This is a genomic window from Faecalibacterium sp. Marseille-Q4896 (assembly GCF_017377615.1).
Lineage (GTDB): Bacteria > Bacillota > Clostridia > Oscillospirales > Ruminococcaceae > Faecalibacterium > Faecalibacterium taiwanense.
Genome location: NZ_JAFREG010000001.1, coordinates 562,237 through 582,324, shown reverse-complemented (window position 1 = coordinate 582,324; position 20,088 = coordinate 562,237). Strand labels below are relative to the sequence as shown.

General features: G+C 57.5%; 15 protein-coding genes and 1 other RNA gene. 14 read left to right on the top strand and 2 right to left on the bottom strand.

Translation table 11 applies throughout. From position 1 onward, the window contains the following. Positions 1-165 precede the first annotated feature (165 nt). Positions 166-503, bottom strand: an RNA gene (gene rnpB, locus J3348_RS02975) — RNase P RNA component class A. Between the two features lie 108 nt (positions 504-611). Here rnpB and J3348_RS02970 point away from each other — a divergent pair. From J3348_RS02970 to J3348_RS02920, 11 genes are all read left to right on the top strand, one after another. Beyond that, positions 612-1,538: an RluA family pseudouridine synthase gene (locus J3348_RS02970; protein ID WP_154255365.1), complete on the top strand. Its 927-nt coding sequence runs from the start codon at positions 612-614 to the stop codon at positions 1,536-1,538. A gap of 174 nt (positions 1,539-1,712) precedes the next feature. Beyond that, entirely contained in the window at positions 1,713-3,596 is a 1,884-nt protein-coding gene (locus J3348_RS02965; protein WP_242702840.1) for a M23 family metallopeptidase, read from the top strand. Between the two features lie 78 nt (positions 3,597-3,674). Beyond that, a complete protein-coding gene (gene deoD / locus J3348_RS02960; protein WP_097774805.1) occupies positions 3,675-4,394 on the top strand; it encodes a purine-nucleoside phosphorylase in 720 nt (239 codons plus the stop codon). Positions 4,395-4,484: 90 nt separating this feature from the next. Continuing rightward, positions 4,485-4,931 (top strand): cytidine deaminase, encoded by a 447-nt coding sequence (locus J3348_RS02955; RefSeq protein WP_005940064.1) that lies wholly within the window; start codon positions 4,485-4,487, stop codon positions 4,929-4,931. Positions 4,932-5,204: 273 nt separating this feature from the next. After that, a complete protein-coding gene (locus J3348_RS02950; RefSeq protein WP_154258681.1) occupies positions 5,205-6,380 on the top strand; it encodes a BMP family ABC transporter substrate-binding protein in 1,176 nt (391 codons plus the stop codon). A 295-nt stretch (positions 6,381-6,675) separates the two neighbouring features. Then, on the top strand, positions 6,676-8,190 hold the full coding sequence (locus J3348_RS02945) for an ABC transporter ATP-binding protein (protein ID WP_154258887.1): 1,515 nt from the start codon (positions 6,676-6,678) through the stop codon (positions 8,188-8,190). Positions 8,191-8,193: 3 nt separating this feature from the next. Beyond that, complete coding sequence (locus J3348_RS02940) at positions 8,194-9,363, top strand: ABC transporter permease (RefSeq protein WP_005940077.1); 1,170 nt, start codon at positions 8,194-8,196, stop codon at positions 9,361-9,363. A gap of 1 nt (position 9,364) precedes the next feature. After that, complete coding sequence (locus J3348_RS02935) at positions 9,365-10,282, top strand: ABC transporter permease (protein WP_154255366.1); 918 nt, start codon at positions 9,365-9,367, stop codon at positions 10,280-10,282. Positions 10,283-10,453: 171 nt separating this feature from the next. Further along, on the top strand, positions 10,454-11,773 hold the full coding sequence (locus J3348_RS02930; RefSeq protein WP_097778159.1) for a thymidine phosphorylase: 1,320 nt from the start codon (positions 10,454-10,456) through the stop codon (positions 11,771-11,773). A 168-nt stretch (positions 11,774-11,941) separates the two neighbouring features. Next, positions 11,942-13,312, top strand: coding sequence for a Trk system potassium transporter TrkA (gene trkA / locus J3348_RS02925; protein ID WP_005940088.1), 1,371 nt, complete (start codon positions 11,942-11,944; stop codon positions 13,310-13,312). Positions 13,313-13,324: 12 nt separating this feature from the next. After that, positions 13,325-14,764 (top strand): TrkH family potassium uptake protein, encoded by a 1,440-nt coding sequence (locus tag J3348_RS02920; RefSeq protein WP_097778158.1) that lies wholly within the window; start codon positions 13,325-13,327, stop codon positions 14,762-14,764. Between the two features lie 148 nt (positions 14,765-14,912). Here the strand turns inward: J3348_RS02920 and J3348_RS02915 are convergent, their stop codons facing one another. After that, positions 14,913-16,451 (bottom strand): YifB family Mg chelatase-like AAA ATPase, encoded by a 1,539-nt coding sequence (locus tag J3348_RS02915; protein WP_005940096.1) that lies wholly within the window; start codon positions 16,449-16,451, stop codon positions 14,913-14,915. A 160-nt stretch (positions 16,452-16,611) separates the two neighbouring features. On the opposite strand from J3348_RS02915, the gene J3348_RS02910 reads away from it, so the two are divergent. From J3348_RS02910 to ispF, 3 genes are all read left to right on the top strand, one after another. Further along, complete coding sequence (locus J3348_RS02910) at positions 16,612-16,968, top strand: hypothetical protein (RefSeq protein WP_207698251.1); 357 nt, start codon at positions 16,612-16,614, stop codon at positions 16,966-16,968. A gap of 122 nt (positions 16,969-17,090) precedes the next feature. Continuing rightward, positions 17,091-18,773, top strand: a complete 1,683-nt coding sequence (locus tag J3348_RS02905; protein ID WP_207698250.1) for a phospho-sugar mutase — start codon at positions 17,091-17,093, stop codon at positions 18,771-18,773. 136 nt (positions 18,774-18,909) lie between these two features. Next, positions 18,910-20,076 carry a 2-C-methyl-D-erythritol 2,4-cyclodiphosphate synthase gene (ispF, locus tag J3348_RS02900; RefSeq protein ID WP_207698351.1) on the top strand — a complete coding sequence of 389 codons (1,167 nt, stop codon included), beginning with the start codon at positions 18,910-18,912 and terminating at the stop codon, positions 20,074-20,076. The last annotated feature ends 12 nt before the right edge of the window (positions 20,077-20,088 follow it).

Sequence of the window (20,088 nt, the reverse complement as noted above, 5' to 3'; positions counted from 1 at the left end):
CACATAGTATACCACAAACAGACCCAAACGGGAAGTAAAAGAACAATGACAAAAACAAAACAGCCGCGCTCTCTCCATCTCGCACTGCCCGACGGAGGAAGCGGGCAAGACAAAAAATAAAAAATCCCACACAAAAATGTGCGGGAATCAAAGACTGAAAAATGGAAAACGAGATAGACCGTAAGCCGGGTTCTGTATTAAACGACGATCTGTCTAGACCTGCCATTGCTGACAGGTTCGTGCCGCCTTCGGGACACGCGAGCAGCGCTGTACGTCCCATATAGGCGTTGCTTCCGGTAGGGTTTACAAAGCCGCATGGTCACCCATGCGCTGGTGAGCTCTTACCTCGCCGTTTCATCCTTACCGCATTGCTGCGGCGGTTTGTTTTCTGTTGCACTTTCCCTAAGGTCACCCTCGGCTGCCGTTAGCAGTTACCGTGCTCTGTGAGGCCCGGACTTTCCTCAGAGCGGTCAAAGCCGCCCCGCCGCCGTATGTTCCACTCGTTTTCCGCTCCTCATGATACCATAAAAAAGCAGGATTTGCAAGTAGAAGCCTTTTTTGATATAATATCTTATATATTTTTATGTTTTTTGCACAGGAGGTGGGGGCATATGCGGCTGTTTTTTACGGTGCCCGATACGCCGCAGACCCAAAACGGAGTGCTTCTGCGCAACTTTCTGCGCCAGTGTGCCGTTTCTACCGACCTTGCCCGTGCAGTCAAGTTCCGGGGCAGCGGCTTTTTTGCGGATGGAGAGCCTGTCCTTGCCAACCGCAGGGTGTACCCGGGGCAGACGGTTAGCTTTGAGCTGCCGCCGGAAGGGGAAGGTGTGGCCCCGCAGCCGGAGATCCCGGTAAACGTGGTCTATGAGGATGCCTTTGCAGTGGTGCTGGAAAAGCCGCCGCATCTGGCCGTGCACCCCACCCTGAACTACCCCTACGATACCCTTGCCAACGGGTATGCGGCATGGGCTGCGCAGCAGGGCATCAGCCCGGTGTTCCGCCCGGTGAACCGTATCGATAAGGACACCAGCGGCCTTGTTCTGGCTGCAAAGCACGCCTATGCTGCGCCGCTGCTGGCCCGGAATGTGGAAAAGCTCTACTATGCCGTTGTGGAGGGAGAGCTGCCGCTGGGTCCGGGCGTGATCGACGCGCCCATTGGCCGCCAGGCGGAGAGCATCATTGGCCGCTGCGTGACCCCGGACGGCAAGCCCAGCCGTACCGAGTATACCATATTAAAAGCAGAAAACGGCCTGAGCCTTGCAGCCTGTGTGCCGGTAACGGGCCGCACCCATCAGATCCGGGTGCATTTTGCGTCCATCGGCCACCCGCTGGCTGGGGATGACCTTTACGGCGGGAGCCGGGAGCGCATTGGGCGGCAGGCGCTGCACTGTGCAAGGCAGAGCTTCCGGGTGCCGGTGTACACCCCGGTTGAGGGCGGAATCCGGGTGGAATGCCCGGCGAATGGAAATAACTGGAAGACTGCTGCGGCGGAAAGCCCGCTGCCGCAGGATATGAAACAGCTTTTTGGTGAAAAGTAAGTGAAAGAACCGCCCAAATTTTGTGACAATGCTTGTTTCAAAGACGGCAGGGTGTATAATAAAATAAGAATGTTGTGTGCATGAGCCTGCTGGAAAGGGCATGTGCGCCCAAGACCGCCGCCGTCTTATCCCGGCACCGTGTGTGCATTGGCGGCAAGGAAGGAGAAAAACCTTTTGATCGAAGACAAGACAAAGGAGCAGCAGCCCGCTTCACCGGTAAAACCGAAACGCGGCCAGAGGCTGCGCTCCCTTTGGGCACAGCTGCAATGCATGGGGCTTTTGCACCGGCACCGGCTGCGCCGTAAAACCCAGAATCATGTGAATGATTTTGGCAGAAAGCTTGCCCAGAATTCTGCCGTGCCAGTCATCGGGGAGACGCTGTATGCACTGGGCTATTCTACAGAGTATGGATTCGTCCGCGTTGGGCGCGGCCTGCGCAGCGGCTGGCTGTGGCTGTGGCAGGCATTTACGACACTGCTGGCAAATGCTGCGGCAATGGCGTTCCCGGGGGCAGCGCAGATGTTCCGGGACCTGTTCGGCCCGATCTGGCTGTTCTTCCGGGGCTGCGGTTCGCTGCTGGTGCACGCCCAACGGGTGCGGAAAGAAAAAGGCTTTGCCGCAGCCTGCAAAGCCAGCGTACATTATCTGGCCAGCGGCGTGCGCCGCAACCTGAAAACACTGCCGCGCATGGCCATGTATGTGCTGCCGGTGTGCGCACTGGCCGTTATGGTGACCGTGTTCAACCATACCGTCCGCCAGCCTTATGCGCTGGAGGTGCAGGTGAACGGTCAGACCGTCGGCTATGTGGCCAATGAGGATGTGTTCAACTCGGCCCGCGAGGCGGTGCAGGAGCGTATCAACTACGCAGACACCGACCATGCAAAGTGGACCGTGGAGCCTACCTACACCGTTACCGTGGCCCACAAGACCATGGATGAAAACGAGATGGCGGACGCGATCCTGAAGAGCGCCAGCGACGAGATCAGCGAGGGCACGGCCCTGTATCTGGATGGTGAGCTGACCGCAGTATGCAGCGATGGTGTCAGCCTGCAGAGCTACCTGAGCAGCCTGCTGGAACCCTATGAGGACCCTGAGAACTCCAACGTGACCGTGGGCTTCAACAAGGAAGTCACGCTGGAAAACGGCATCTACTTCAACGACAGCTTTCAGGACGAAGCGGATGTGGAAAAGGAACTTTCCGGTGTGCAGCAGCAGGAAAAGATCTACACAGTGGGCACAGGCGACACGCTATGGAGCATCGCCCAGAAAAACGACCTCACCTTCCGTGAGCTGTGCGAACTGAATACCAATTTCAAGGGCGCGCCCCTGAACGAGAAATCTAACATTCAGGCCGGTGATGAGCTGATCGTGACCAAGCAGGAAGCTACGCTGGAAGTGCGCATCACCAAGGTGGAGACCTGGCAGGAGGAGATCCCCTATACCACCGAGACCACCACCTCCAACGAGTACACGGTGGGTACCAAGAAAACGGTGCAGAACGGTGTGAACGGCCTGCGTCAGATCACGGCGCAGCGTGTTTATAACACCGATGGCATCCAGCTTTCCCAGAAGATCCTGAGCACGGAAGTGGTGCAGGAGCCTGTCACGGAAAAGATCGTGAAGGGCACCAAAAAGGTGACCAGCAGCACCAGCTACATCACCGGCAGCGGTCAGTTCATCTGGCCGGTGCCCGGCTACCGGAACTGCTCGCGCTGGTACGGCGGCAGCCACAAGGGTGTGGATATCTGTGCGGCTGCCGGTACGCCCATCTACGCATCGGCGGGCGGCACCGTGACCAAGGCCGGCTACAACAAGGCCGGTGCCGGTACGGGTTATGGCTACTCCATCATCATCAGCCACGGCAGCGGCTACACCACGGTGTATGCGCACTGTCTGTCGCTGGCGGTGCACTCTGGTCAGTCGGTCAAGCAGGGCCAGCTGATCGGCTATGTGGGCAGCACCGGACGCTCCAGTGGCAACCACTGCCACTTTGAGATCCGCCGCAACGGCAGCTACATCGCGCCGCAGAATGTGTTCAACCGCAGAAAGTATAGGTAAAGGCAAGTTTGCAGAGGGCTTTTTCTCCGGAGAAGGCCCATCTGCTGTATTATGTAACAGAAAAGGAGAGATGATCTTATGTCTACCCCTCACATCAGTGCTGAAAAAGGCGATTTTGCAAAGACCGTCCTGATGCCGGGCGATCCCCTGCGTGCAAAATTCATTGCGGACACCTTCCTTAAGGATGTCCGTCAGGTGACCGGCGTGCGCGGCATGCTTGGCTTTACCGGCACTTACGAGGGCCGGCCCATCAGCGTGATGGGCAGCGGCATGGGTATGCCGTCCATCGGCATTTATTCCTATGAGCTGTTCAAGTTCTACGATGTAGAGAACATCATCCGCATCGGCTCTGCCGGCAGCTATACCGACAAGGCCAGACTGTTTGATACGGTGCTGGCCGCCGGTGCTGTGAGTGAAAGCAACTATGCCCGTGTGCAGAGCGGCTTTGAAGGGGACATCACGCTGCCCAGCCAGAGCCTGAACGACAAGCTGCGCGCATCTGCCGCCAAGCAGGGTATCCCCCTCATTGAGGGCAACATCCACTCTTCGGATGTGTTCTACCGTCAGCCCTCCGATGCAAAGCCCACCTACTGGGAAAAGCTGCGCGACGAGCGCGGCTGCCTGTGCGTGGAGATGGAGAGCTTTGCCCTGTTTGCCAATGCACAGGTGCTGGGCAAGAACGCTGCCTGCCTGCTGACCATTTCCGACAGCTTTGTTTCGCCGGAAATCACCACGGCAGAACAGCGCCAGAAGAGCTTTACCGATATGATGAAGGTAGCACTGGGTGCAGAATACTAAGCGTTAAAAACGCATTTCAGCGCGGTTTGCCTGCAAAAGGGCTTGCCGCGCTGTTTTCGACCTCTGAAAACCAAAAAAGGAGTGACGGATATGACAAACCTGACCCTGGAAGAAAAGAAGGAGCTCATCCGCATGGCACTGGCTGCACGGGAAAAAGCCTATGTGCCCTACAGCGATTTTATGGTGGGTGCTGCCCTGCGCGCCAAGGATGGCCGCATTTTTACCGGCTGCAACGTGGAGAACGCTGCCTTTACCCCCACCAGCTGTGCAGAGCGCACGGCTCTGTTCAAGGCGGTGGCCGAGGGCGTGACCGAGTTCACCGACATTGCTGTGGTGGGCAGCCGCCGCGGCGAGGTGAACGAGCAGATCACTTCTCCCTGCGGGGTGTGCCGCCAGGCTCTGTTTGAATTCGGCGGGCCGGAACTGAACGTTATCATGGCAAAGACACCGGAAGACTTTATCGAGCGCAGCATGGACGAACTGCTGCCCTTCGGTTTTGGCCCCTCCAATGTGGCGGGCAACCGTGCCGTGAAGTGACGGGATAAAAACGCAGAGGTGCACTGCAGGACAATAAAGTGACGGCAATACGTGCATTGTGTGCCAAAGCACAGAGAACGCACGGAACTACGGCAAATTTGTGCATAAATACTACTTTTGATAAAAACTTACAAAATTATTGTAAAGATTTTGTAATCGGAATTCGCTTGCATCTGACACGGCTTGCCGTTATACTTGAGCCAGTAAATGTGCAGTTCTGCGCATTTTATTTGTTTGACGCAATTTTATTAAAAATAAAAGGAGAGTTTGATTATGATGATTTCTCGTCGTAATTTCCTGGCTGTGGCTGGTGCCGCTGCCGCTGCCGCTGCTCTGACCGCTTGCGGCGGTTCTTCCGCTTCTTCTACCAGCACCGCTTCTTCCGCTGCTGCTTCTACTGCTTCCTCTGCTGCTGAGGGCGGTGAGAAGATCGTCAAGGTCGCTCTGACCTGCGATACCGGCACGATCGATGATGAGAGCTTCAACCAGGCATGCTGGACTGCTGTTTCCGGCTACATGGGCGATGACTGCCAGTACTACATTCCCGAGGCTGATGCTTCCGATGAGGACCGCGAGACCATGATCCGTCAGGCTGTCAACGACGGCGCTGATGTGATCGTCTGTGTCGGCTACCTGTACGGCGCTTCTCTGGCATGGGCTGCTGACCAGTATCCCGATGTCAAGTTCATCGCCATCGATGTGACTCAGGGCGATATCGGCACCGACGCTATCCCTGCTAACTGCTACTGCATCACCTTCAAGGAGGAGCAGGCAGGCTATCTGGCAGGCTACGCCATCGCAAAGGACGGCAAGACCAAGCTGGGCTTCCTGGGCGGCATGGCTGTTCCCGCTGTTATCCGTTACGGCTACGGCTTCGTGCAGGGCGCTGATGCCGCTGCTGCTGAGCTGGGCCAGAACATCGAGATCAACTACTTCTATGGCGGCCAGTTCTACGGCGATGCAAACATCACCTCCCGTATGGAGGGCTGGTACTCCAACGGCACTCAGGTCGTCTTTGCCTGCGGCGGCGGCATCTACACCTCCGCTGTTGAGGCTGCTCTGAAGAACAATGGCTACGTCATCGGCGTTGACGTTGACCAGAACTACATCGGTGCAAACGGCGTTGCAGATGGCACCTACGCTTATAACCCGTTCATCACCTCTGCTATGAAGGGCCTGTCCGAGGCTGTCAACACTGCTCTGGCTGATATCGATGCCGGCAGCTGGGGCGACATCGCAGGTTCCAATGGCAACTTCGGTCTGGAGGACGGCGATTATATCGGCCTGCCCACCGATGCAGACAGCTGGAACTTCGAGTCCTTCACCACCGACGAGTACGAGGAAGTCAAGGGCAAGATCAAGAGCGGCGAGATCACTGTTGATAACAGCTCCGACGACGCTACCAAGCCCACCGTCAGCGAGTTCACCACCGTCAACTACATCCAGTAAGCTGTTGTCCGGCAGGCCTGCCTGCGGACGATCGATAGTTCTTTTCAAAGCGGGGCATCCTGTAACGGGGTGTCCCGCTTTTTTTTGTCTTCTATTGGCGTAATGCGGGAAAAATGCAGCGTACTCTTCGTGAAAAGAGTACAAAAGTAATACTATTGTCTGTGCTTTCTGCCAAAAAGCAAAAAAGACATGTGCAAATTGCCGCAAATCAGGTATAATGGAACTTAAAGAAGTATCGGTGTCGAAACGACACGAAAGGAGAGTGAGCAGATTGGCAGAGGATTTTGTGATCGAAATGCTCCACATTACCAAGGAGTTCCCTGGAATCAAGGCAAACGACGATATCACCCTGCAGCTGCGCAAAGGCGAGGTACATGCCCTGCTGGGCGAGAACGGCGCCGGCAAAAGTACACTGATGAGCGTGCTGTTTGGCCTGTACCAACCGGAAGCTGGTCAGATCCGCAAAAACGGCAAGGAGGTTGTCATCCGCAACCCAAATGATGCAAACGCACTGGGCATCGGCATGGTGCACCAGCACTTCAAGCTGGTGGAATGCTTCAGCGTGCTGGACAACATCATTCTGGGGGTGGAACCCAACAAGATGGGCTTTTTGCAGAAGGCCGAGGCACGCAAAAAGGTGATGGCCCTGAGCGAAAAGTACGGCCTGCGCGTGGACCCGGATGCACTGATCAGCGATATCTCTGTTGGTATGCAGCAGCGCGTTGAGATCCTGAAGATGCTGTACCGCGACAACGAGATCCTGATCTTTGACGAGCCTACCGCAGTGCTGACCCCGCAGGAGATCGACGAACTGATGGAGATCATGCGCGGGTTCAAGAAGGAAGGCAAGTCCATCCTGTTCATTACCCACAAGCTCAACGAGATCATGGCGGTGGCAGACCGCTGCACTGTTCTGCGCAAGGGCAAGTATATGGGCACCGTGGACATCAAGGACACCACCAAGGAAGAGCTTTCCCGCATGATGGTTGGCCGTGATGTGCAGCTGCAGGTGGACAAAAAGCCCGCAGACCCCGGCAGGGTGGTGCTGGATGTGGAAAACGTTACCATGCACAGCGCCCAGCACAAGAAGGACGCAGTCCGGAATGTCTCTTTTCAGGTGCACGCCGGTGAGATCGTCTGTCTTGCCGGTATCGAGGGCAACGGTCAGACCGAGTTCGTCTACGGCCTGACCGGTCTGGAAAAGATCAGCAGCGGCAAGATCACACTGGACGGCAAGGACATCACCAACGAGTCCATCCGTCAGCGCTCCAAGGACGGCATGAGCCACATCCCGGAGGACCGCCACAAGCACGGCCTTGTGCTGGACTACAGTCTGGAAAACAACATGGTGCTGCAGCGCTACTGGCAGCCCGAGTTCCAGAAGGGCGGCTTTATCCGCAGCGATAAGGTGCGCGAATATTCCGATAAGCTCATTGCCCAGTACGATGTGCGCAGCGGTCAGGGCAGCCTGACCACCGTGCGCAGCATGTCCGGCGGCAACCAGCAGAAGGCCATCATTGCCCGTGAGATCGATAAGGACCCGAAGCTCTTGGTGGCAGTTCAGCCAACCCGCGGTCTGGACGTTGGTGCAATTGAATACATCCACCGTCAGATCGTGGCCGAGCGCGATAAGGGTACGGCCGTGCTGCTGGTCAGTCTGGAGCTGGACGAGGTGATGAACCTGTCCGACCGCATCCTTGTGATGTACGAGGGCGAGGTCGTGGGCGAATTTGACCCCAAGACCACCACCGTGCAGGAGCTGGGCCTGTATATGGCAGGCGCACGCAAGCAGGGAAAGGAGAGCAAATAACACATGAACAAGAAAAAACTTTCCCACAGCAGTCTGAACAGCTCCATCACCAGTGTGCTGGCTGCTCTGCTGTGCATCCTGATCGGCCTTGTGGTCGGTTTTCTGGTGCTGCTGGCCATCAACCCGGCTCACGCATGGGGCGACGGCTTTGTGCGCATCCTGAAGGGCGGCTTCCATGACGCACCCTACGGTGTCGGCAAGGAGCTGGCAAATGCGGCTCCCCTCATTATGACCGGTCTGTCTGTGGCCTTTGCCTTCAAGACCGGCCTGTTCAACATCGGTGCGGCGGGTCAGTACACGCTGGGCGCTTACGGCGCTCTGTACTGCGCCATCATGCTCAAGCTGCCGTGGTTCGTCTGTCTGATTGCAGCCACCATTCTGGGCGGCATCTGGGGTGCGATCCCCGGCTTCTTCAAGGCCTACTTCAACATCAACGAAGTCATTACCTCCATCATGTTCAACTGGATCGGCCTGTATCTGGTCAATGAGCTCATTTACCAGAACGGCACCGGCCCCATGTACGATGTGCGCAATACCCGCACCATCAACATCAGCAAGAACGCCGATTACGCTCAGTCCATCATCCCGGATTTCGGCCTGAACAAGCTGTTCCAGACCAACAGCACCACCATCGCCATCTTCCTGGCGGCAGCAGTGGCAGTTCTGATCTGGGTGGTGCTGAACAAGACCACCTTCGGCTACGAGCTCAAGGCTGTGGGCCTGAACAAGAGCGCTGCCCGCTACGCCGGCATCAACGAGAAGAAGAACATCATCCTCTCCATGGCCATTGCCGGTGCACTGGCCGGTTTTGGTGCGGGCCTGTACTATCTGTCCAATGTGTCCCAGTGGAACCCGCTGAACTCCACCAGCCTGCCGACAATGGGCTTCAACGGCATTTCCGTTGCACTGCTGGCAAGCTCCAACCCCATTGGCACCATTTTCTCGGCAATCTTCATTTCCCATATCTCGGTGGGCGGCTCCTTCCTTTCCACCAAGTATTACCCCACTGAGATCTCGGACCTGATCAGCGGTATCATCATCTACCTGTGTGCATTCTCCATGCTGTTCCGCGGCAAGATCCACGCACTGCTGTTCAAGAATGCCGATAAAACCAATGTGAACGCAGAGCCTGCTGCTCCTGCAAAATCTGCAACCGAAAAGGAGGGCAAGTGATATGCTGCTTCTGATCAAATATACGCTGCTGTATGGCATCGTTCTGATGCTGGTGGCACTGGGCGGTATGTTCAGTGAGCACTCCGGCATCATCAACATTGCACTGGAAGGCATCATGGTCATTGGCGGTGTGGCGGGTGTTCTCACCCTGACCATGCTGCCTGCCGAAATGCCGGTCTTCCTCGTGGTGCTGATCTCTGTTCTGGTGGCGGCACTGGCCGGTATGGTGTACAGTCTGCTGCTGGCCTTTGCCTCCATCAACCTGAAGGCGGATCAGACTATCGGCGGCACGGCCCTGAACCTGCTGGCCACGGCCATCGCGGTGGTCCTTGCCAAGAATTTCAGCGAGAGCGGCAGTGCAAAGCTGAACTACACCAACAGGCCCTTCCTGTTCAGCATCGGCGGGCTGGAGCTGAGCATTTTTGTGCCGCTGGGCATCATTCTGCTGATCATCAGCTATGTAGTGCTGTACAAGACCCGCTTTGGTCTGCGCCTGCGTGCCTGCGGCGAGCATCCGCAGGCAGCGGACTCTGTGGGCATCAATGTCTACAAGATGCGCTATGCCGGTGTTGTCATTTCCGGTGCACTGGGCGCGATCGGCGGTATGGCCTACATTGTGCCCCCGGTGCAGACCTGGAACTTTGAGGTGGGCGTGGCCGGCGCAGGCTTCCTTGCCATGGCTGTTATGATCTTTGGCCAGTGGAAGCCCTTCAACATCTTTGGCGCAGCCATGTTCTTTGCTGTGTTCAAGAGTCTGGCAAACATTGCAGACTCCACCTTCCTGGCACAGCTGCACTGGTCCAGCAACATCTACAACATGATGCCGTTCGTGGCGTCCATGATCATTCTGGCGTTTACCTCCAAGAACAGCATGGCACCCAAGGCAGAGGGCATCCCCTACGACAAGGGATCCCGCTAAAACGACGATTTGTGTTCCCAAAACAAGGGCGCAGCTGCTTTTTCGGGCGGCTGCGCCCTTTTTGGCTTAAAATTGGGCAAAGTTTACAGAATGATACTTGCTTTTGTTTGGAATTTTGCTATACTATATCTTACAATGTCGTACTATTGAAAAAACGAGGAGCGTGATACGATGCGCGTTTATGATCTGATCGCAAAAAAGCGTGATGGCGGTACGCACAGCCGTGAGGAGCTGGAGCAGATCGTCAATGGCTATGTCAGCGGAGAAGTGACTGATTACCAGATGGCTGCATGGATGATGGCTGTCTATCTGCGCGGCATGACCGATGAGGAGACCGCAGAGCTGACCGATGTGATGGCTCACAGCGGTGTGATGGTGGATCTTTCGCCCATTCCGGGCATCAAGGTGGACAAGCACTCCACCGGCGGCGTGGGCGACAAGACCACGCTGGTCATTGCCCCCATCGTGGCGGCCTGCGGCGTGAAGATCGCCAAGATGAGCGGCCGGGGCCTTGGCCATACCGGCGGCACCATCGATAAGATGGAGAGCGTGCCCGGCACCAGAACCGCCCTCTCACAGGAGGAGTTCTTTGCGCAGGTGAACAGGATCGGCCTGTCGGTCATTGGCCAGAGCGAGGGCATTGCCATTGCAGATAAAAAAATGTATGCTCTGCGGGATGTGACCGCAACCGTCAGCTGCATCCCACTCATCGCATCCAGCATCATGTCCAAGAAACTGGCTTCCGGCTCGGATGCCATCCTGCTGGATGTGACTACCGGCACCGGAGCTTTTATGAAAACGGTAGACCAGAGCATTGAGCTGGCCAAGCTGATGGTATCCATTGGCACCCATCACGGCCGCCGGGTGGCTGCCATGATCACCGATATGGACACCCCGCTGGGCCATAACATTGGCAACAGTCTGGAAGTCATGGAAAGCATGGATGTGCTCAAGGGCCATGGCCCCGCCGACCTGACCGAGGTCTGCCTGCAGCTGGCGGCGAACATGCTGGTGCTGGCCGATAAGGGCACTCCTGCCGAGTGCCGCGCCATGGCCGAGGCGGTGATCGCCGACGGCTCTGCCTTTGCAAAGTGCAAGGAGATGTTTGCGGCACAGGGCGGTGATACCCGCGTGCTGGACGATTACAGCCTGTTTGAGCAGCCCGCGGCAAGCTTTGAGCTGCTGGCAGAGCAGGACGGTTACATTGTGGCGAACGATGCCGAGAAGATCGGCTCTGCCAGCGTGCTGCTGGGTGCGGGCCGACAGAAAAAGGGCGACCCGCTGGATTTTGCCGCCGGCATCACCTTGCATAAAAAGCGCGGCGACTACGTAAAGAAGGGCGAGAGTCTGGCTACCTTCTACGGCGCAGCCGATAAGTTTGAAGCTGCCGCCGCCGAGTACCGCAGCGGCCTTGGATACGGCCCTGAGAAGCCGGAGGAAGCCCCGCTGGTGTATGCCCTTGTAACGAAGGACGGCGTGGCGCGCTATTAAATGAAATAAAAGCTTCCGGGACGGTATCTCCCGGGGCTTTTTTGCGTCATTTGGCAGGTTTTTGTTGCATAATGTGGAAAACAGTGGAACTTTGGCAGGAGATATGGTATACTATGATGGATTTGTGCTGTCCCGGCAGAAGGGACGCGGAAAGAGAAAGGACTTGTTATGAAGATCATTCTGGTGGGCGGCGGCAAGGTTGGTACTGCGCTGGCGCGGCAGCTCAGTGAGGAAGACCATAATGTGACCATTGTGGATACCAACAAAGCGCGTGTGGAGCACCTGACTGAAAGCTACGATGTGCTGGGCATCGTGGGCAACGGTTCCTCGATCACCACGCTGGCAGAGGCCGGCATTGAAGACGCGGATGTGTTCATTGCCGTGACCGGTTCGGATGAGCTGAACCTGCTGTGCTGCATGTTTGCCAAAAAGGCGGGCCACTGCCATGCAATTGCCCGTGTGCGCAACCCGTCCTACAGTCATGAGCTGGACTTTATCAAAAAGCAGATCGGCATTTCGGCCATCATCAATCCGGAAATGGCTGCAGCAAAGGAGATCTCCCATCTGCTGCGCTTCCCGGGTGCAAGCAAGATCGACACCTTTGCAGACGGCCGTGTGCGGCTGATCAAGTTTGCACTCACTGCAGAGCAGGGGCTGGATGGCGTGGCCATCCGCGAGATTCCCACCCGTCTGAAGAGCGACATTCTGGTGTGTGCAGTGGAGCGCAGCGGCGGCGTGATCATTCCGAACGGTAACTTTGTACTGCAGAACGGCGATCAGGTCACCTTCCTTGCAACACAGGATAAGGCCCACGAGTTCTTCCAGCGCATCCACCTGCCGGTGCGCCCGGTGCGCAATGCCTTCATCGTGGGCGGCGGTGCCATCGCCTTCTATCTGAGCCAGGAGCTGCTGGAAAACCACGTGCGTGTGCGCATCGTGGAGCGCGACCCTGCCCGCTGCATGGAGCTGGCCGAGCAGCTGCCCGGCGCACAGATCCTGAACGAGGACGGCTCCAACCGCGAATTCCTGCTCTCGGAGGGCATGGAGTCCACCGAGGCTTTTGTGGCCCTGACCAACATTGACGAGGAGAATGTGCTGCTGACCCTGTTTGCCAAAAAGCACTCCAAGGGCAAGCTGGTCACCAAAGTCAACCGTCTGGAATTTGATGATATTCTGGCCGGTCTGGATCTGGGCAGCGTGGTCTACCCCAAGTACATGACCTGCGATTACATCGTGCAGTATGTGCGTGCACTGCAGAACGAAGCGGGCAGCAACATCAAGACGCTGTACCGCATTCTGGACGACCGCGTGGAAGCGCTGGAATTTACCGTCCACGAGAAGAGCGCTGCCACCGGTGTCCCCCTGAGCCAGCTGCACCTGAAAAAGAATCTGCTGCTGTGCTGCATCACCCGCGGCCATCAGATCCTGATCCCGCGCGGCGGCGACCAGATCCAGGTGGGCGACAACGTGATCGTGGTCACGCTGGAGCATGGTCTGCATGACCTGCGCGATATTCTGGACAAGGGCGCAGAGGGTTGACGGAGGCAGACTATGAATTATGCGATCGTTTTCCGTCTGCTGGGCTATGTCATGCTGATCGAGGGTGCGCTGCTGCTGCTGCCCGCAGCGGCCAGCTGGATCTACGGCGAATGGTTCGTGCTGGGCGTGTTTCTGATCACGGCGGCAGTCAGCGCCGCCATCGGCTACGCCCTGCGCGGCATCAAGCCCCAAAGCAAGGTATTCTATATGCGAGAGGGCTTTGCTGCTACCTCGCTGAGCTGGATCGTCATTTCCATCGTGGGCGCCGTTCCGTTTGTGGTGACGGGCTGCATCCCGAACCCGGTGGACGCCCTGTTTGAGACGGTGTCCGGCTTTACCACCACCGGTGCCAGCATCCTGCCCGGGGTGGAGGATCTGCCCAAAGGCATCCTGTTCTGGCGTAGCTTCACCCACTGGATCGGCGGCATGGGCGTTCTGGTGTTCCTGCTCTCGCTGCTGCCCCTGACCGGCGGCTCCCACGTCAACCTGATGAAGGCAGAAAGCCCCGGCCCTCAGGTGGATAAGCTGGTGCCCAAGGTGCAGTCTACCGCAAAGATCCTGTACGGCATCTATTTTGCACTCACCGTGCTGGAGGTGGTATTCCTGCTGCTGGGCGGCATGCCGCTGTTTGAGTCCATGCTCACGGCCTTCGGTACGGCGGGCACCGGCGGCTTCGGCTTCAAGAACGACAGCTTTACCAGCTTTTCTCCCTACATCCAGTGGGTCGTGACCATCTTCATGATCCTGTTTGGTGTCAACTTCAATGCCTACTTCCTGCTGCTGCTGCGCAAATTCAACCGCGCCATCAGCGAGGAAGTGCGCGGCTACTTCGCCATTATTCTGGTGGCAATTGGCATTATCACGGCCAATATCTACAGCCTTTATAACAGCTTTGGCGAAGCGGTGCGTCAGGCAGCCTTTCAGGTGGGTTCCATCATCACCACTACCGGTTTTTCCAGCTGTGATTTTGACCTGTGGCCCACTCTCTCCAAAGAAATTCTGGTGGTGCTCATGTTCATTGGTGCCTGCGCAGGCAGCACCGGCGGCGGCATCAAGGTGAGCCGCCTCCTCATTCTGGGCAAGACCCTTGGCAAGGAGCTCAAGCAGGCGCTGCACCCACAGGTGGTGGCCCCCGTCCGCATGGACGGCAAGCTGCTCAACCACGAGACCATTCGCACCACCAATGTGTTTATGGGCGCGTATTTCTTCATCTTCGTGGTATCCTTCCTGCTCATCAGTCTGGATGGCTTTGATATGGTGACGAACTTCACAGCCATTGCAGCTACTTTGAACAACATCGGCCCGGGCCTTGCGCAGGTGGGCCCCATGATGAACTTTGGCAGCTTTACGAACCCTGCAAAGCTGGTGATGATCTTCGACATGCTGGCCGGCCGTCTGGAAATCTTCCCGATGCTGGTGCTGTTCCTGCCGGATACATGGCGCAGATTCTAAAAAGCAATTATAAAAAGCCATCTGTGATCTTCTGCTCGTATTGAGCATTTGGAAAGATACAGATGGCTTTTTTGCGCGTAACGGTAAACTGCACAAACCCTTCCCTTTTTGGGGAAGGCGGATCTGCGAAGCAAAGACGAAGAAGCTTTTATACTTCCACTTTTTCCTGTGCCCGGTACTGCAGGGCTTCCAGCACACAGTCCTCATCCAGCAGCTGTTTGCCTGCCAGATCGGCCACCGTGCGGGCCACCCGCAGGATGCGGTCATGGGCGCGGGCGGAAAGGCCCAAAGCGTCGTAGGAGGCACGCAGCAGCCGCTCGGCGGCGGGGGTCATGCGGCAGACGCGCCGCACCTGCCCGGCGGTGAGCTGGGCGTTGCAGAGCACACCCTCAAAACCTGGGGCGGCATAGCGCTTTGCCTGAATGGCCCGGGCGGCAAGCACCTGTTTGCGCAGATCGGCGCTGCTCTCGGAAGGGACGACGGCGTGCAGCTCGTCAAAGGCGATGGGGTCCATCTCCACGCACAGGTCGATGCGGTCCAGCAGCGGGCCGGACACACGGCTGCGGTACTGCCGCACAGCACTGGGCGAACAGGTGCACTGCCGGGTGGGGTGGCCGTAGTAGCCGCATTTGCAGGGGTTCATGGCGGCTACCAGCTGGAAGCGGCTGGGATAGGTGGCACTGCCTGCCGCTCGGCTCACGGTAATCTGGCCGTCCTCCAGCGGCTGGCGCAGCACTTCCAGACTCTCGCGGGAGAACTCCGGCAATTCGTCTAAAAACAGCACACCGCAGTTGGCAAGGCTGCACTCGCCGGGCCGGAACTGTGCGCCGCCGCCAGCCAGAGCTGCGGCACTGGCCGAGTGGTGCGGGCTGCGGAAAGGCCGTGCAGAGATCAGGCCCCGGCCCTGCGGCAGCTGCCCTGCAATGGAATAAATTTTAGTGGTCTCCACGGCTTCCTCGCGGGTGAGCGGCGGCAGGATGCCGGGCAGACGCTTTGCCAGCATGGATTTGCCGGTGCCGGGTGCGCCAATGAGCAAAACATTGTGTCCGCCTGCGGCAGCAATGACCATAGCCCGCCGCGCCAGCGACTGGCCCATCACGTCCGCAAAATCCGGCACCTGTGCCCATGCGTCTGCAGGGTCAAAGGGAACAACAGCCGCCGGGGCAAGCGGGGAGATGCCGCGCAGGGCATCTACAACTTCGCGTGCCGTGTGGGCGGGGTAGACGGCCATGCTGTCGGCACAGGCCTCGGCTGCTTCGGCGGCATTCTCGGCAGGTACATACAGGGCGTGGGTGCCATTTTCTGCTGCAGCCAGCGCCATGGGCAGCACGCCGGAAACCGGCCGCAAGGTGCCGTCCAGTGCCAGTTCGCCCAGAAATGCCGCGTCGGCAGGCACATCCTCCAGCTGGCCGCTGGCAGTGAGCACTGCCAGCAGAAGCGGCAGGTCGTACACCGGGCCGGTCTTGCGCACATCCGCCGGGGCAAGATTGATGGTAATGCGCCGGTCCGGGAACTTGAAGCCCAGATTTTTGATGGCGGCGCGCACACGGTCGGCGCTTTCACGCACAGCGGAATCCGGCAGGCCCACGATGGAAAAGGCGGGCAGACCGCCGGAAATGTCGGCCTCCACTGCCACGGCAAAGCCGCTCAGGCCGTTCAGACCAAAGCTTCTGGTAACAGAATACATGTTGTTCTCCCTTATCCCAGCGGATGATATGACGGAAAAGAATTGGCAAAAGTGGAAAATATTGGATGATTATGTCATACTTCGACACAAAAATACTTCTAAATTCATTATAGTAAAGGGCAGGAAAGATGTCAATGCGATAGAGAGGAGAGAGTTTTCCATGATGAGCAAAGAATACTGCCGCTATATCCGTACATATTCAGAACTGGAAGGACTGCAGCATGCCCACACCCTTGTATATTGCGGTGCCGCCGCTGCGCAGGGTGTTGTAATGGAGCTGCGGCAGGAGCAGGATGGCCGGGTGCGCCGCAGCGCGGTGCTGCTGCAGGACAGTTTTGCCCGGGCAATGCAGCTGCTGCGCTACCTGTGTGAAAACAGCATCGGTTTGGAGCAGTGGCTGGACGTTCTGGACGATGCAGGCCAGAGTTATGAACTGCTGGAAAATGCAGGCGAGACCGGGATGGTTCCCGACTTTACCGGGAAAAACTTGGAATTTTGTGCCATATGCCGGTTTTGAACTGCAAATCTTGTTGCAGATTACGCAATTGACACATGAACGCGGAGAGTTTATATTATAAGTAGGTTTAACTAAACCTGTTCTTTTTTGCGGAAAAATTTACAAAAGGTAAGGTGTGCAAGATGTATTTGGATGAATATAAGCGCTGGATGGCTGCAGAGCTGGAAGACGCTGATCTGAAGCCGGAGCTGGCCAAGATCGAGGGAAATGATGATGAGATCAAGGACCGCTTTGCTGTGGCTTTGAAGTTTGGCACCGCTGGTCTGCGCGGCGTTCTGGGCGCTGGCACCAACCGTATGAATATCTATGTTGTGCGTCAGGCCACGCAGGGTCTGGCAAACTGGGTCAAGACTCAGGGCGGTAGCCAGACTGTGGCCATCAGCTACGACAGCCGCCTGAAGAGCGATATCTTTGCCAAGACCGCCGCAGGCGTTCTGGCGGCAAACGGTATCAAGGTGCGCATTTACGATGCTCTGATGCCTGTGCCTGCACTGAGCTTTGCTACCCGTTACTACCAGTGCAATGCTGGTATCATGGTCACGGCTTCTCACAACCCGGCCAAGTACAACGGCTACAAGGCCTACGGCCCGGATGGCTGCCAGATGACCGATGATGCTGCTGCCATCGTGTACGATGAGATCCAGAAGACGGATGTGCTGACCGGTGCAAAGTACATCTCCTTTGCCGAGGGCGTGGAGCAGGGCCTGATCCGCTTTGTGGGCGACGACTGCAAGAAGGCACTGTATGATGCCATCGAGGCCCGTCAGGTGCGCCCGGGCCTGTGCAAGACTGCCGGCCTGAAGCTGGTGTACAGCCCGCTGAATGGTTCCGGTCTGGTGCCTGTCACTCATGTGCTGAACGATATAGGCATCACCGATATCACCATCGTGCCCGAGCAGGAGTACCCCAACGGTTACTTTACCACCTGCTCCTACCCGAACCCCGAAATTTTCGAGGCTCTGAAGCTGGGTCTGGAGCTGGCAACCAAGACTGGTGCCGATCTGATGCTGGCCACCGACCCCGATGCCGACCGCGTGGGCATTGCCATGAAGTGCCCGGATGGCAGCTATGAGCTGGTATCCGGCAACGAGATGGGCGCTCTGCTGCTGGATTACATCTGCGCAGGCCGCATCGAGAAGGGCACCATGCCCAAAAACCCGGTCGCCGTCAAGTCCATCGTGTCCACTCCTCTGGCCGATGCCATTGCCGCACACTACGGCGTGGAAATGCGCAGCGTGCTGACCGGCTTCAAGTGGATCGGCGACCAGATCGCAAATCTGGAAGCTGCCGGTGAGGTGGACCGCTTCATCTTTGGCTTCGAGGAGAGCTACGGCTATCTGGCCGGCCCCTATGTACGCGATAAGGATGCCGTCATCGGTTCCATGCTGATCTGCGAAATGGCCGCTTACTACCGCAGCATCGGTTCCTCCATCAAGCAGCGTCTGGAAGAGATCTATAAACAGTATGGCCGCTACCTGAACAAGGTGGACAGCTTCGAGTTCCCCGGCCTGACCGGCATGGAGAAGATGGCTTCCATCATGCAGAAGCTGCGTGATAACCCGCCCGCCGAGCTGGCTGGCCACAAGGTGGTCAAGGTGACCGACTACAAGAAGCCCGAGGAGACCGGCCTGCCTGCAGCAAACGTGTTGATCTACAGTCTGGAAAACGGCGCTACCGTTGTGGTGCGTCCCTCCGGCACTGAGCCGAAGATCAAGACCTATTTCACCACTCTGGGCAAGGATCTGGCTGAAGCACAGGCACAGAAGGATGCTCTGGCTGCTGCCATTGAGCCGATCCTGAAGTAAACTCCATCAAGAACAAGTTTGTGCCCCTCTGCTGTGTGCAGAGGGGCATTTTTGCTGTAGAATATTGGTTGCAGTTTGGGAAGTTATACGCTATAATAAAATATGGCTTACTATAGGAATCGGGCAGGTGAAGAAATTGGAAAAGAGAGTATCCGCGGTACTGGTGGCGGCGGGGTCTTCCACACGCATGGGCTTTGACAAGCTCAGCTTTGATCTGGGCGGCGAGACCGTGCTGCACCGCAGCATCCGCGCGTTTGAACAGGATCCGCTTGTCACGGAGATCGTGCTGGTGGCCGGTAAGAACCGCGCCTTTGTGGAGCAGCAGGCAGCAGACTGCACAAAGCCTGTGCAGATCGTAACGGGCGGCACTACCCGCGCCGAGAGCGCAAAAAACGGCGTGCTGGCGGCAGCAGGGGAGCTTGTGGCAGTGCACGACGCGGCAAGACCCTTCGTCAGTCAGGCCGTTATCACAGCAGCGCTGGAAGCAGCGGCCCGGTGCGGCGCAGCTGCACCTGCCGTACCGGTAAAGGATACCATCAAGGCTGCAGCGCGCGGCAACGGAAAGACCGTGCCGGATGCCTGCCTTGTGTACACAACGCCCGACCGCAGCACCCTGTATGCGGTGCAGACCCCTCAGTGCTTTGACCGCGCAGAGTACCTTGCTGCGCTGGAAGAGCTGGATGCCGAAAAAGCCCGCCTTGTCACCGACGACTGCAGCCTGTTCGAGCTGACCGGCCGCGCCGTGCAGCTGACGCAGGGCGATTACGCCAATTATAAGATCACGACCCGCGAGGACTTGCCCCGCCCGGAACAGAAAGAGGAACACAAAATGCGCATTGGACATGGTTATGACGTGCACCGTCTGGTGGAAGGCCGCAAGCTGATCCTGGGCGGCGTGGAAGTGCCTTTTGAAAAAGGCCTGCTGGGCCACTCGGATGCAGATGTGCTGGCCCATGCGGTGATGGATGCTGTGCTGGGTGCCGCTGCGCTGGGGGATATCGGCCAGCATTTCCCGGACAATGACCCGGCCTACTCCGGTGCTGACAGCCTGAAGCTTGCCCGCCGTGTGGCCGAAATTTTAAAGGAGCACGGTTTCCGCATTGAAAATATCGACGCGACGCTGTTGTGTCAGCGGCCCAAGCTTGCGCTGTACATTCCGGCCATGCGCCGGAATCTGGCCGATGCTTTCGGCCTGCCGGTGGATGCCGTGAGTGTGAAGGCCACCACCGAGGAACATCTGGGCTTTACCGGTGAGGGGCTGGGCATTGCCGCCCACGCTGTTGCCCTGATCGAAACACTGTAAACGGGAGCGTGT